Origin of the sequence: Tsukamurella spumae, assembly GCF_012396015.1 — a bacterium.
In the GTDB taxonomy this organism is placed as follows: Bacteria; Actinomycetota; Actinomycetes; order Mycobacteriales; family Mycobacteriaceae; genus Tsukamurella; species Tsukamurella spumae.
The window spans coordinates 70,434-84,538 of record NZ_JAAXOQ010000016.1 but is presented as its reverse complement, the minus strand read 5'-3'; the positions used below and the strand labels follow the sequence as shown (position 1 = coordinate 84,538).

Genomic DNA, 14,105 nt, shown 5'->3' with positions numbered 1-14,105 from the left:
GAATCCCCAGGTTATGGGCTATTGAACAAGATCGCCGCCATCTGTTAGATTGACAGGACAAATGAGCGGGAGTGATCCACGTCTCGTTCGGGACCAGGGCTAAGGAGGGCCTCCCACATGACTGACGCCGATACCCACGGTGCGCCGTTCGACCTGATCACCATCGGGCGAGTGGGTATCGACATCTACCCGCTGCAGGACGGGGTCGGGCTCGATCGGGTCGAGACCTTCGGCAAGTACCTCGGGGGCAGCGCCACCAACGTGGCCGTCGCCGCGGCCCGGTACGGCCGACGGTCCGCGGTCATCACCGCAGCCGGGGCCGATCCGTTCGGGCGGTTCGTGCATCAGGAGCTCACCCGGCTCGGCGTCGACGATCGGTACGTCGGCGAGGTCCCGGGGCTCAACACTCCCGTGACCTTCTGCGAGATCTTCCCGCCCGACGACTTCCCGCTGTACTTCTACCGCGATCCGATCGCACCGGATCTGATGCTCGACGATGCCGCGCTCGACCTCGACGCGATCCGCGCGGCGAGGATCTTCTGGGCCACGGTCACCGGGCTCTCCCGGGAGCCCAGCCGCTCCGCGCACCACACCGCGTGGAACGCGCGCGGCAGGTCGCCGCTCACGGTGCTCGATCTCGACTACCGGCCCATGTTCTGGGACTCCGCCGAGATCGCGAGCCAGGAGGTCGGCAAGGCGCTCGAGCACGTCACCGTCGCCATCGGCAACCGTGAGGAGTGCGAGGTCGCCGTCGGCGAGACCGAGCCCGACCGCGCCGCCGACGCGCTGCTCGAGCGCGGCGTCGAGCTGGCGGTGGTCAAGCAGGGCCCCAAGGGCGTCCTGGCGAAGACCCGCGACGAACGGGTCGAGGTCGCCCCGCACTTCGTCGACGTCGTCAACGGCCTCGGTGCCGGCGACGGCTTCGGCGGCGCCGTCTGCCACGGACTGCTCGCGGGCTGGCCGCTCGAGCGCGTGCTCCGCTTCGCCAATGTCGCGGGCGCCATCGTGGCCTCGCGCCGCGAGTGCTCGACCGCCATGCCCACCACCGCCGAGGTGGAATCCGTCATCGAGGAACGGGACAACGACCATGTCTGACACCGCCCGGATCACCGCCGGACCGCTCGCCGCCGGCGACTTCGAACGCCTGCGCGCCGCTCGGCACGAGAACCCCGACGCGATCGCCGACGTGCTCGCCGCGCGCACCCGTCGCCCCGTGGTGCGCGGCGACCGGCGGCTGCTCATCGTCGCCGCCGACCATCCCGCCCGCGGGGCCCTCGGCGTCGGCTCCGACGCGATGGCGATGGCCGACCGCTACGAGCTGCTGCAGCGGATGGCGCTGGCGCTCTCGCGGCCCGGCGTCGACGGCGTGCTGGGCACCCCCGACGTGATCGAGGACCTGGCGCTGCTGGGGCTCCTCGACGACAAGATCGTCGTCGGGTCCATGAACCGCGGTGGCCTGCGCGGCGCCGCCTTCGAGATGGACGACCGGTACACCGCGTACGACGTCCCCGCGATGCGACGGGACGGCCTCGACTTCGGCAAGCTGCTGGTGCGCGTCGACCTGGACGACCCGAGCACCGTCGCCACCCTCGAGGCGACCGCGCGGGCCGTCGACGCGGCCGCCGCGGCGAAGCTGCCGATCATGTTGGAGCCCTTCATGAGTCGGCGCACCGATGGCAAGATCGGCAACGATCTGTCGACGGATGCCGTCATCAACTCGGTGGCGATCGCCTCCGGGCTCGGCAACACCTCCGCCTACAGCTGGCTCAAGTTGCCCGTGGTCGAGGACATGGAGCGGGTGATGGCTGCGACCACGCTCCCCACATTGCTCCTCGGCGGCGATCCGGGCGGCGATCCCGCCGCCGTCTACGCGTCCTGGGCGAAGGCGCTCGCCCTGCCCGGCGTCCACGGCCTCGTCGTCGGCCGGACCCTGCTCTACCCCCGCGACGGCGACGTGACCGCCGCCGTCGACACCGCCGCCGCCCTCGTGCACGGCGCCTGAACCCGCCCGCCACTCCTGCAGAAGGACACTCTCCATGACCACCACCGAGACCCTCACCGTCGTCCCGCACTGGATCGACGGCACCGAGTACCCCTCCACCAGCGGCCGCACTGCCGACGTCTACGACCCGGCGCTCGGCGTCGTCACCAAGCGCGTCGCCCTCGCCGACCGCGCCGAGATCGACGCCGCCGTGGCCTCCGCCGCGCGGGCGTCCGAGAGCTGGGGAGACCTCTCGCTCGCCAAGCGCCAGTCGGTCCTGTTCACGTTCCGCGAGCTGCTCAACGCCCGCAAGGGCGAGCTCGCCGAGATCATCACCTCCGAGCACGGCAAGGTCCTCTCCGACGCGCTCGGCGAGATCAGCCGCGGCCAGGAGGTCGTCGAGTTCGCGTGCGGCATGGCCGATCACCTCAAGGGCGAGTACAGCGAGCAGGTCTCCACCGGGATCGACGTCTACTCCACCCGCCAGCCCCTCGGCGTGGTCGCCGTGATCAGCCCGTTCAACTTCCCGGCGATGGTGCCCGCGTGGTTCTTCCCGATCGCGATCGCCGCCGGCAACGCCGTCGTGCTCAAGCCCAGCGAGAAGGATCCGTCCGCCGCGATCTGGATCGCTGAGCTCTGGCGCGAGGCCGGCCTGCCCGACGGCGTCTTCACCGTGCTCAACGGCGACAAGGAGGCGGTCGACGGGCTGCTGACGCACCCCGATGTCGCCGCCGTCTCCTTCGTCGGCTCGACCCCGATCGCCCGGTACGTCTACGAGACCGCCACCGCGCACGGCAAGCGGGTGCAGGCCCTCGGCGGCGCGAAGAACCACATGCTGGTGCTGCCCGACGCCGACCTCGCGCTGACGGCCGACGCGGCGATCAACGCCGGCTTCGGCTCGGCGGGTGAGCGGTGCATGGCGATCTCGGTCGTCGTCGCCGTCGAGCCCGTGGCCGACGCCCTGATCGAGGAGATCACCGCCCGCATGGCGGGGCTGCGGATCGGCGACGGCCGGCGCGGCTGCGACATGGGCCCGCTGGTGACGAAGGTGCATCGCGACAAGGTCGCCTCCTACATCGACATTGCGCTCGAGGACGGGGCCGAGGTCGTCGTGGACGGCCGGGACGTGCACCCCGACGGCGATGCGAACGGCTTCTGGCTCGGCCCGACCCTGATCGACAGGGTGCCGACCAGCTCCCGCGTGTACACCGAGGAGATCTTCGGCCCCGTGCTCGCGATCGTCCGCGTGGCGAGCTACGAGGAGGGCGTCGCGCTGATCAACGCCGGCGCCTTCGGCAACGGCACCGCGATCTTCACCAACGACGGCGGCGCGGCGCGCCGGTTCCAGAAGGACATCCGGGTCGGCATGGTGGGCATCAACGTGCCGATCCCGGTTCCCGTGGCCACCTTCAGCTTCGGCGGCTGGAAGGACTCGATGTTCGGCGACACCAAGGCGCACGGCGCCGAGGGCGTCAAGTTCTTCACCCAGCTCAAGGCGATCACCAGCCGCTGGCTGGACCCCAGTCACGGCGGGGTCGACCTGGGATTCCCGCAGAACGACTGACGCGGCCCCGCCCGGGCAGCAGCATCGATACCTCACCGCAGGCGAAGGAGAACGGCGTGGCGACACCCAACGAGTGGTTCCACCCCCGTGGCGCACTGGCGCGCGAGGAGTGGGAATCGGTGGTCGACGGATCCCTGCCCGGCTGGGCGCACACGGGCATCCGGGTGGCGGACCTGTCCGGTGAGGTCCTCGCCCTCCCCGCGGGCGACATCGAACGGATCGTCGTGCCCCTCGCGGGCGGCGTCACCGTCGAGCTCGACGCGGCCGCTGCCGCCGGCTTCGACGGCGGACCCGTGGTCGCGCTCGCCGGCCGCGCGTCCGTCTTCGACGGTCCCACCGACGTCCTGTACGTCGGCGCCGGAGGCGGATTCACCGTACGCGGGCCGGCGCGCGTCGCCATCGCCGAGGCCCCGACCTCGCAGCGTCGTCCCACGCGGCACGTCGCCGCGGCGGAGGTCCCCGTCGAGGTGCGCGGGGCGGGCCGCGACACCCGCCAGGTGCACAACTTCGGCACGCCCGGCACCCTCGACGCGGCGGCGCTCATCGTGTGCGAGGTGATCACGCCCGGCGGGAACTGGAGCAGCCATCCCGCCCACAAGCACGATGAGCACGTCCCCGGCCACGAGTCGCGCCTCGAGGAGATCTACTACTTCGAGGCGGCGCCCGCCCGCGGCCTACCAACAGGGACCGTGCCCGAGACGACCGACGCCTTCGGGAGTTTCGTCACCTATTCGTCCGCGGCGGGGGAGATCGACACCAACGCCCTCGTACGCACCGGCGACATCGCCCTCGTGCCCTTCGGCTACCACGGGCCCGCGATGGCGGCGCCCGAGTACGACCTCTACTACCTCAACGTGATGGCCGGTCCCGATCCCGAGCGGGTCTGGCTGATCAGCGACGACCCGCGGCAGGCGTGGCTGCGGGACACCTGGCCCGCGCAGGGCCCCGACCCCCGGCTGCCCTACGCGGCGGCACCGATCGAAGGAGACGTGCGATGAGCACCCGGCGGATGACCGTGGGCCAGGCCCTCATCGAGTTCCTGGCGCACCAGTGGACCGTCGACGAGGTCCCGGTACCGGGGGCCGACGACGGCAGTACGGTCACGGTCCGCGAGCGCACCGTGCCGGCGACCTTCGGGATCTTCGGCCATGGCAATGTCGCCGGCGTGGGCCAGGCGCTGTTGCAGTGCGCCGCGACCGATCCCGGCCTGATGCCCTACCACCAGGCCCGCAACGAGCAGGCGATGGTGCACCAGGCCGTCGGCTTCGCGCGCATGCACCGGCGCCGGGCCACCTACGCCTGCACGGCGTCGGTGGGGCCGGGAGCGGCCAACATGCTCACGGGCGCCGCGCTCGCCACCGCGAACCGGCTGCCCGCCCTGCTGCTCGTGTCCGACACCTTCGCCACGCGCGTCGCGGACCCGGTGCTGCAGCAGCTCGAGCACCCGCACGACATCGGCATCCAGGTCTCCGACGCCTTCCGCCCGCTCTCGCGGTTCTTCGACCGCGTCCAGCGGCCCGAGCAGCTCTTCTCCATCGCGCTCGCCGCGATGCGGGTGCTGACGGACCCCGCCGAGACCGGTGCCGTGACCATCGCCCTGCCGGAGGACGTCCAGGCCGAGGCCCTCGACGTCCCCGAGGAGTTCCTCGCGGACCGACAGTGGCACGTCCGCCGGCCGCTGCCCGAGCGCGGCCCGCTGGCGCGCGCCGTCGAGGCGATCCGCGGCGCCGAGCGGCCGTTCATCGTCGCCGGCGGCGGCGTCATCTACTCGGGCGCCGAGGAGGAGCTGCGCCGGTTCGCGGAGGCGACGGGGATCCCCGTCGGGACCACGCAGGCCGGCGGCGGCGCACTGCTGTGGGACCACCCGCTCAACCTGGGCGGCGTGGGGGCGACCGGCACGGCGGCCGCGAACGCGATCGCCGCGCAGGCCGACGTGATCATCGGGATCGGCACTCGCTACAGCGATTTCACCACCGCCAGCCGCACCGCCTTCCAGGACGCCGGGGTGCGGTTCGTGAACCTCAACGTGGCCTCGTTCGACGCCTACAAGCACGGCTCCCAGTCGCCGCTCATCGCCGACGCGCGCGAGGGGATCGCGGCACTGCGCGCCGGCCTCGACGGATTCCACGTGCCGGACGGCTTCGCCGCCCGCGCCCGGTCGGTCAAGGCCGAGTGGGACGCGGTGGTCGACGCCGCGCTGGCACCCACCGGCGCCGACCTGCCCGGCCAGCCCGAGGTGATCGGCGCGGTGCACGCGGCGATGGATCCCGCGGACGTCATCGTCCAGGCCGCGGGCTCGCTCCCGGGTGACCTGCAGAAGCTCTGGCGCGTGCGGGATCCGCTCGGCTATCACGTCGAGTACGCCTTCTCCTGCATGGGCTACGAGATCGCCGGCGGGCTCGGTGCCAAGCGCGGCCTGCTGGCGGCGGGCGACGACCGCGATGTCGTCGTCATGGTCGGCGACGGCTCGTACCTGATGCTCAACAGCGAGCTGGTGACCGCGGTAGCCGAGGGGATCAAGCTGATCGTGGTCATCGTCGAGAACCAGGGCTACGCCTCGATCGGCCACCTGTCGGAGACCGTCGGCTCACAGCGATTCGGTACCCGGTACCGCACCGCCGACGAGACCGGCGGTGTCCCGGCGCCGGACCTCGAGCGCGGCGAGTTCCTCCCCGTCGACCTGGCGGCGAACGCCCGCAGCTACGGGGCCGCGGTCGTCGACATCGCCCCCGGGCCGGACTCGCTCGGGCAGCTGACCGACGCCCTTCGCGCGGCCAAGAAGGCGAACGGCCCCACCGTGATTCAGATCCACAACGACCCCTTCGTCTACGCCCCCGAGGGCGGCGGCTGGTGGGACGTACCCGTCGCCGAGGTGTCCACGCTCGACAGCACCGGCACGGCCCGCGCCGAATACCTCGATCAACAGAAGGCGCAGCGGCCCCTCCTCGGCTGAGCCGCCCGCACCGCATCCACCAACCGACGTTAGGACCACCGCATGACCGACACCCTGGGCACGACCGCCGCCGCCTCCGCGCACACCGAGGGGCTCCGCATCGGCACGGCCCCCGACTCCTGGGGCGTGTGGTTCCCCGATCACCCGCGCCAGACCCCGTGGGAGCGTTTCCTCGACGAGGTCGCCGAGGCCGGCTACCACTACATCGAGCTGGGTCCGTACGGGTACCTTCCGACGGATCCCGAGCGCCTGCGCGACGAGCTCGACAAGCGCGACCTCGAGCTGTCCGGCGGCACCATCTTCACCGGCTTCCACAAGGGCGCGGACCAGTGGGAACGCGCCTGGCAGCAGGTCAGTGACGTCGCGACCCTGGTGCGCGCCATGGGCGCCGAGCACATCGTGGTGATTCCCGACCTCTGGCGTTCCGACCTCACGGGCGAGGCCCTCGAGTCGCGCACCCTCGACGACGACCAATGGAAGGCGCTCGCGGCCGGCCACGACCGCCTGGGCAAGGCGCTCGCCGAGGAGTACGGGATCAAGCAGCAGTTCCACTCCCACGCCGACAGTCACGTCGGAACCACGGGGGAGGTGGAGCGCCTTCTCGCGGAGACGGACCCGCGCTACCTCAACCTCTGCCTCGACACGGGGCACTTCGCCTACTACGGCGGCGACAGCGTGGCCCTCATGCAGCGCCATCCGGAGCGCATCGGCTACCTGCACCTCAAGCAGATCGACCCGGCCCTGATCTGGGAGGTGCTCAAGAACGACGTCCCGTTCGCCGACGCGGCCTCCGCGATCATGGTCGAACCGCCGAACGGCATCCCGGATTTCGCGCCCGTCATCGCCGCGGCGCTGGAGATCGACCAGGACCTGTTCGCCATCGTCGAACAGGACATGCCCGGCTGCGACATCGACCTGCCGGCGGGCATCGCGACCCGCACGCGGCAGCACATCTTCGGCTGCCACCCGCTCACCCGTACCCGCTGACCGACCCGCAAGGAGTGACCACCCCCATGAGCAACGACTTCCGCGTGGCCGTCGTCGGCGCCGGCGCGATGGGCGCCGACCACGTCAAGCGCATCGCCACGACGATCGCGGGCGCCGGCGTGTCCGCCGTCGTCGAACCCGACGAGGGCCGTCGTGCCGCGGCACTCGAGCTCGCCCCCGGCGCAGCCGGATTCGCCGATCTCGATGCGGCGCTCGCGTCGGGCACCGTCGACGGTGTCCTGGTCGCGACCCCCGGGCAGTTCCACGAGAGCGCGCTGCTGACGGTGCTCGACGCGGGTCTGCCCGTGCTGTGCGAGAAGCCGCTGACCCAGGACCCCGAGTCGTCCTGGCGCGTCGTCGAGGCCGAGATGGCGGGCGGGAAGCAGCTGATCCAGGTCGGATTCATGCGGCGCTTCGACCGCGAGTACGAGGAGCTGCGCAAGGTCGTGGCCGCGAAGCCCGCCGGCGAGCTCGTGATGCTGCACGCGCGCCACCGCAATGCGAGTGTGCCCGCGAGCTATGTGCAGTCGATGCTCATCAACGACTCCGTCGTGCACGAGTTCGATGTGGTGCCGTGGTTGGCGGGCGGCGTGGTCACCTCCGTCGAGGTGAAGTACCCGCGGCGCAACTCGCTGAGCCCCGAGCACCTGCGCGAGCCGATCCTCGTGCTCATGGAGCTCGACAACGGCGTCCTCGTGGACGTCGAGATGAACGTGTCGATCCGGTTCGGCTACCAGGTGGAGACCGAGGCCGTGTTCGAACAGGGCGTGGCCCGCATCGGCGAGCCCGCGGGGCTGCAGATGTGGCAGCACGGCGCGTTCTCGGTGGCCGAGCACGCCGACTACACCACCCGCTTCCGGGACGCCTACGACCGCCAGGTGCAGGCCTGGGTCGACGCGGCGCGGCGCGGGACCATCGCGGGGCCGTCGGCGTTCGACGGCTACAAGGTGTCCGTGTGCTGCGCCGCCGGCGTCCGGGCCCTGGAGACGACCGGCCCGGTGCCGGTGGAACTTCCCGAGATGCCGGCCTTCTACGCCGAGCGCGCATAGGCGCGGGCATGATCGCGCCGCTGAACGCGCCGGGGGCCGCGCCCGGGACGGCGCAGGCGTGATGGGCCGGCCGGCGCGTGGAGACTAGGCTGGAGGGCGTGACCGAACCCTCCACGACCGAGTCGAACACCTCCGTGCGCGTGCGCTTCTGCCCGTCGCCCACCGGCACGCCGCACGTGGGCATGGTGCGCACGGCGCTGTTCAACTTCGCCCACGCGCGACACACGGGCGGCACCTTCGTCTTCCGCATCGAGGACACCGACGCCGCCCGCGACAGCGAGGAGAGCTACGCCGCGATCCTCGAGTCGCTGCGCTGGCTCGGCCTGGACTGGGACGAGGGGCCCGAGGTGGGCGGGCCCTACGGTCCGTACCGCCAGTCGGAGCGCAAGGACCTGCACCTGGACGTCGTACGGCGCCTCGTCGAGGGCGGGTACGCCTACGAGGCGTACTCGACCGCGGAGGAGGTGGAGGCGCGGCACGTCGCCGCCGGCCGGAACCCGAAGCTGGGGTACGACAACTTCGACCGCGATCTCACGGCGGAGCAGAAGGCCGCCTACGCCGCCGAGGGCCGCAGCCCCGTCGTGCGCCTGCGCATGCCCGACCACGACTTCACCTGGAACGACATGGTGCGCGGTGAGACCACCTTCGCCGCCGGAAGCGTGCCCGACTTCGCCCTCACCCGCGCGAACGGCGACCCGCTGTACACCCTGGTCAACCCCGTCGACGACGCGATGATGAAGATCACGCACGTCCTGCGCGGCGAGGACCTGCTCAGCTCCACGCCCCGGCAGCTCGCCCTGTACGAGGCGCTGGAGGCGATCGGCGTGGCTGAGCGCACCCCCGAATTCGGGCACCTGCCCTTCGTGATGGGGGAGGGCAACAAGAAGCTCTCCAAGCGCGACCCCGAGTCCAATCTCTTCCATCACCGCGACCGCGGTTTCATTCCGGAGGGGCTGCTCAACTACCTCGCGCTGCTCGGCTGGGGCATCTCGCCGGACAACGACGTGTTCAGCCTCGACGATATGGTCGCGGCGTTCGACGTGCACCGGGTGAACTCCAACCCGGCGCGGTTCGACCAGAAGAAGGCCGACGCGATCAACGCCGAGCACATCAGGCTGCTCACGCCGGAGGACTTCGAGGCCCGCCTGCGCGCCTTCCTCGTCGAGCGGGGCTTCGTCGACGGTGCCCGGCTGGGCCCGGAGTTCGCCACCGCGGCGGAACTCGTGCAGACCCGCATCGTCGTGTTGTCCGACGCGTGGGACCTGCTGAAGTTCCTGTACGTCGACGAGGCGGAGTTCCGGGTCGACGAGGCGGCCGCGGCCAAGAACATCAAGGCCGACGCCGCGCAGGTGCTGGACGCGGCCTCGGAGGCGCTCGCCGGCGTCCCGGACTGGACCACGGAGGCGATCGAGAACGCGCTCAAGGGCAAGCTGATCGACGAGCTGGAGCTCAAGCCCCGCAAGGCCTACGCGCCGATCCGCGTGGGCGTGACGGGCTCGCCGATCAGCCCGCCGCTGTTCGAGTCGCTGGAGCTGCTCGGGCGGGAGCGGACCCTCGGCCGCCTGGCCGCGGCGCGCGCCCTGGTACCCGCCGACGGTGCTGCGCCCCAGTAGGGGATTGACCTGGCGATTTGGCGTTCCCAGTGCGGCTGGGTAAGCTTGATCGCGGCTCAAAACGAGGTCGGAGACGGCCTCGGGAAGAGTCAATGGCCTATGGTGTAATTGGCAACACGGCTGATTCTGGTTCAGTTGTTCTAGGTTCGAGTCCTGGTAGGCCAGCGTGACAACGCCCCCGCGTGAGTGGGGACGTGTCCTAGCCCCCGTCGTCTAGCGGCCTAGGACGCCGCCCTCTCACGGCGGTAGCGTGGGTTCGAATCCCATCGGGGGTACGTTTCGATGCAGGTGCTGTGTTACCTTCATCGAACTGCTGCGGCGCCTCGGCGCAGCGGCACAGTTCTAGCCCCCGTCGTCTAGCGGCCTAGGACGCCGCCCTCTCACGGCGGTAGCGTGGGTTCGAATCCCATCGGGGGTACAGCGGAAAGCCCGGATCCTGTGGATCCGGGCTTTCGTCGTCAAGCGCCATGGGGCCGGGATTCTCACAGCTGATCGATCACGTCGAAGTCGCAGCCCTCGGCTCGTGCCAGGTACATCGTCTGCCGGGTGTGGCCGTCGCGGAGGCCCATGGTGCCCCGGGCACCGTCGTACCGCACGCGCTCGACGCCGGCCATGATGTCGCGCACGTCCGTGCTGCCGGCGGTGGTCACGAGGGACTCCAGCAGCAGCATCCCCTCGAAGCACGACTCGCCCATCGAGGTAGGCGTGCACGCGTCCACGCCGAACCTGCCGAAGTAGTGCGCTCCGAACTCCATCGACTCCGAGGTCACGACCGAGTCGAAGTATCCGGCGGAGGCGAACAGGTCGCCGGTGGCGTCGGCGCCCGAGGCCATGAGCATGTGCTCGTCCATCAGCGGCGAGTAGCGGACGAAGGCGCCGTCGAGCCCGGCGGCGGCGAAGGCCCGGTTGAACTCGACCGCGTCCTGGCCCAGCAGCAGCATCAGCACCCCGTCGGCCCCGGATCGCGCGATGTCCGCGATCACGGAGGAGAAGTCGTGCGTGCCGACCGGTACGAACGCGATGCCGGCGATGTCCTGGCCCAGCCCGCGTGCGAATCGCGCGCACGCCGTCGCGCTGCCGCGCGCCCACAGGTAGTCGCTGCCCACGATCCACCACCGGCCGACTCCGCGCTCGCGCCGCAGCCACTCGAGGGCGGGACGGATCTGCGCCTCCGGGGTCTCGCCGGTGAGGAAGACGCCCGCCGTCGACTCCCCGCCCTCGTAGAGCGCGGTGTAGACGTACGGGGCCCGCAGATCCAGTCGGGCCGAGAGGGCCCGCCGTACGTCGGAGGTGTGCCAGCCGACGATCGCGTCGATCTCGCCCGCGGCGAGAAGGGTGTCGATCTCCCGCGTGACATTGTCGACCCCCGTCGCGGAATCGATCGGGCGCACCGTCAGCTCACGGCCCAGAATCCCGCCCCGGGCGTTGATGTCGTCCGCCGCGAGGGTGGTGCAGCTCAGGCACGACGGGCCGAACAGGCCCGCGGGGCCGCGCCGAGGGTAGAGCAACCCCACGGTGTATTCGCTCATCGATCGCGTCCGCTCATCGGAAGTGCCGGCACCACAGACGGGTGCGCACAGGCGAGCCTACGCCGAGCGGCTTCGCCCGCAGGCGGGTTCGCGCTAGAGTGACCGTATTGCACTGGCACGGCGGACGTTCGGGAGGCGGGCATGAGCGGGCGGAGGGAGCTCACCGAGGCGCCGGATCGCACGGTCTTCGACGTGGTGTGCGAGGCCGACGATCTCGTCATGAACGTTCTCTCGCCCGCACTCGCCGAGCACGATCTCACGGTCGAGCACTTCCGTGCCCTGCGTCTGCTCGCGGCGGTCGAGGGTGCCACCGTCGGGGAGCTGGCGGCCAGGACGGGCACGACCCCGTCGTCCACCACCCGGCTGGTGGACCGCCTCGTCGAACGCAATCTGGCCTACCGTCGCCCCGCCCCCGGCGACCGCCGCAGCGTTCTGCTCTCGATCTCGGATACCGGCCGTGACGTGTGGCGATCACTCGTCGAGCGCCTCTCCTGAGTCTTCTCCAGAACTTTTTTCACCGATTCCGCTGACACGCGCTGCGGGGCTCGCCAATACTACCGATCAGAGATAGTGCCGAATCGGTAGTAAATCGGGAGTCGAGATGACCACAATCGGATTGTTCTTCGTCGGAGCCGTGCTGTTCGTCAACGGCGCCTGGTTCCTCGGGGCGATCTCCGCCCGCGAGGCGGGCGTGTTCAACCTTCTCGTCGGGGCGATGCAGGTGGTCCTCCCGACGCTGGCGGTCGTCGCCGCCGACGGTGACCTCCACGGGATCTTCGGGGCGGGCGCGAGCTACCTGTTCGGCTTCACCTACCTGTACGTCGGCGTCAACAACCTCATGGGCAATGACGGCCGCGGCCTCGGGTGGTACTCGATCTTCGTGGCCGCCATGGCGATCGTGTTCGGCAGCTTCTCCTTCGCCGCCGACCCCGTGTTCGGCGTGCTCTGGTTCGTGTGGGCGTTCATGTGGCTGATGTTCTTCCTGATCCTCGCCTGCGGGGTCACCGCGTTGACCCCGTTCACCGGGTGGCTGATCCTCCTGGGCTCGCAGCTGACGTGCACCCTGCCCGCACTGATGATCTGGCGCGGGAACTGGCCCACCAGCGGCACCGCCGCGATGTGGGCGGCCGTCATCGCCGTGGCGCTCCTCGTGGTGAGCGCCGCGGCGGCCAAGGCCCTGCCGAAGCTGCCGATGCCGGAACCGGCCCCCGCGTAACCCCTTCCATCGCACCGCAATCCCTCCGCACAGGAATCAACGAAAGGTACCCATCATGCGTCACGGAGACATCTCCTCGAGCCCGGACACCGTCGGCGTCGCCGTCGTCAACTACAAGATGCCGCGCCTGCACGACCGCGCCGGCGTCATCGAGAACTGTCACAAGATCGCCGAGATGATCGTCGGCATGAAGGCCGGCCTGCCGGGCATGGACCTCGTCGTCTTCCCCGAGTACTCCACGCAGGGCATCATGTACGACCCCGACGAGATGTACGCCACCGCCGCCGCGATCCCGGGCGAGGAGACGAAGATCTTCTCCGACGCCTGCCGCAAGGCCGGCACCTGGGGCGTCTTCTCCATCACCGGCGAGCAGCACGAGGACCACCCGAACAAGCCGCCCTACAACACCCTGATCCTCATCAACGACCAGGGCGAGATCGTGCAGAAGTACCGCAAGATCATCCCGTGGGCCCCGATCGAGGGCTGGTACCCCGGCAGCTCGACCTACGTGGTCGACGGTCCCAAGGGGCTCAAGGTCTCGCTCATCGTCTGCGACGACGGCAACTACCCGGAGATCTGGCGCGACTGCGCCATGAAGGGCGCCGAGCTCGTGGTGCGGTGCCAGGGTTACATGTACCCGTCGAAGGACCAGCAGGTGCTCATGGCCAAGGCGATGGCCTGGGCGAACAACGTCTACGTCGCCGTCGCGAATGCCGCCGGCTTCGACGGCGTCTACTCCTACTTCGGCCACTCGGCGATCATCGGCTTCGACGGCCGCACGCTCGGCGAGACCGGCGAGGAGGAGTACGGCATCCAGTACGCGCAGCTGTCGGTCTCGACGATCCGCGACGCCCGCAAGCACGACCAGTCGCAGAACCACCTGTTCAAGATCCTCCACCGCGGTTACACGGGCATCCACGCCGCCGGCGAGGGGGACAAGGGTGTCGCCGAGTGCCCCTTCGACTTCTACAAGCTGTGGGTCACCGATGCCGAGGCCGCGCGCGAGCAGGTCGAATCCTTCACGCGCGACACCATCGGCGTCGCCGACTGCCCCGTAGGCACCCTGCCCACCGAGAAGACCCGCGAGGCGTAGACCGTGCCCTTCATCACCGATCGCCTGGCCGCCGAGGGGGTCGACGTCGGCGGCCGGGCGTCCGGCCCCGCCCACTCCCGGGCGGGTCGACGCGGCGCGGATCCTGGCGCAGCTGCGCGC

Annotated in this window: 12 protein-coding genes and 3 tRNA genes; 14 read left to right on the top strand and 1 reads right to left on the bottom strand. The window is 70.5% G+C overall.

Features of this window, described 5'->3' with window-relative positions:
* The first annotated feature begins 117 nt into the window (after positions 1-117).
* The 11 genes from iolC (at position 118) to HF999_RS13080 (ending at position 10,565) form a co-directional block, all read left to right on the top strand.
* The gene (gene iolC, locus HF999_RS13130; protein WP_168546309.1) at positions 118-1,095 is read left to right on the top strand and encodes a 5-dehydro-2-deoxygluconokinase; all 978 of its coding nucleotides are present in this window, start codon (positions 118-120) and stop codon (positions 1,093-1,095) included.
* Entirely contained in the window at positions 1,088-2,002 is a 915-nt protein-coding gene (locus HF999_RS13125; RefSeq protein ID WP_168546308.1) for a Cgl0159 family (beta/alpha)8-fold protein, read from the top strand. The genes iolC and HF999_RS13125 overlap by 8 nt, the downstream gene beginning before the upstream one ends.
* Before the next feature lie 34 nt (positions 2,003-2,036).
* Positions 2,037-3,545, top strand: a complete 1,509-nt coding sequence (locus HF999_RS13120) for a CoA-acylating methylmalonate-semialdehyde dehydrogenase (protein ID WP_168546307.1) — start codon at positions 2,037-2,039, stop codon at positions 3,543-3,545.
* 56 nt (positions 3,546-3,601) lie between these two features.
* On the top strand, positions 3,602-4,543 hold the full coding sequence (iolB, locus tag HF999_RS13115; RefSeq protein ID WP_168546306.1) for a 5-deoxy-glucuronate isomerase: 942 nt from the start codon (positions 3,602-3,604) through the stop codon (positions 4,541-4,543).
* A complete protein-coding gene (gene iolD / locus HF999_RS13110; RefSeq protein WP_168546305.1) occupies positions 4,540-6,498 on the top strand; it encodes a 3D-(3,5/4)-trihydroxycyclohexane-1,2-dione acylhydrolase (decyclizing) in 1,959 nt (652 codons plus the stop codon). The genes iolB and iolD overlap by 4 nt, the downstream gene beginning before the upstream one ends.
* Positions 6,499-6,540: 42 nt before the next feature.
* Positions 6,541-7,485, top strand: a complete 945-nt coding sequence (locus HF999_RS13105) for a sugar phosphate isomerase/epimerase family protein (RefSeq protein WP_168546304.1) — start codon at positions 6,541-6,543, stop codon at positions 7,483-7,485.
* Between the two features lie 26 nt (positions 7,486-7,511).
* Entirely contained in the window at positions 7,512-8,534 is a 1,023-nt protein-coding gene (locus HF999_RS13100; RefSeq protein WP_168546303.1) for a Gfo/Idh/MocA family protein, read from the top strand.
* Positions 8,535-8,632: 98 nt separating this feature from the next.
* Positions 8,633-10,147 carry a glutamate--tRNA ligase gene (gene gltX / locus HF999_RS13095; RefSeq protein ID WP_168546302.1) on the top strand — a complete coding sequence of 505 codons (1,515 nt, stop codon included), beginning with the start codon at positions 8,633-8,635 and terminating at the stop codon, positions 10,145-10,147.
* Positions 10,148-10,240: 93 nt separating this feature from the next.
* Positions 10,241-10,312 (top strand) — tRNA-Gln (locus tag HF999_RS13090).
* Between the two features lie 37 nt (positions 10,313-10,349).
* Positions 10,350-10,422 (top strand) — tRNA-Glu (locus tag HF999_RS13085).
* Between the two features lie 70 nt (positions 10,423-10,492).
* Positions 10,493-10,565: transfer RNA gene (locus HF999_RS13080), tRNA-Glu, on the top strand.
* Positions 10,566-10,629: 64 nt separating this feature from the next.
* Here HF999_RS13080 and HF999_RS13075 read toward each other — a convergent pair.
* A complete protein-coding gene (locus HF999_RS13075) occupies positions 10,630-11,676 on the bottom strand; it encodes a substrate-binding domain-containing protein (RefSeq protein ID WP_168546301.1) in 1,047 nt (348 codons plus the stop codon).
* A 141-nt stretch (positions 11,677-11,817) separates the two neighbouring features.
* Between HF999_RS13075 and HF999_RS13070 the strand changes: the two genes are divergently transcribed.
* From HF999_RS13070 to HF999_RS13060, 3 genes are all read left to right on the top strand, one after another.
* Positions 11,818-12,171 (top strand): MarR family transcriptional regulator, encoded by a 354-nt coding sequence (locus HF999_RS13070; RefSeq protein ID WP_168546300.1) that lies wholly within the window; start codon positions 11,818-11,820, stop codon positions 12,169-12,171.
* Positions 12,172-12,277: 106 nt separating this feature from the next.
* On the top strand, positions 12,278-12,892 hold the full coding sequence (locus tag HF999_RS13065; protein WP_168546299.1) for an AmiS/UreI family transporter: 615 nt from the start codon (positions 12,278-12,280) through the stop codon (positions 12,890-12,892).
* Between the two features lie 55 nt (positions 12,893-12,947).
* Entirely contained in the window at positions 12,948-13,985 is a 1,038-nt protein-coding gene (locus HF999_RS13060; protein ID WP_068521441.1) for an aliphatic amidase, read from the top strand.
* Positions 13,986-14,105: the final 120 nt, after the last annotated feature.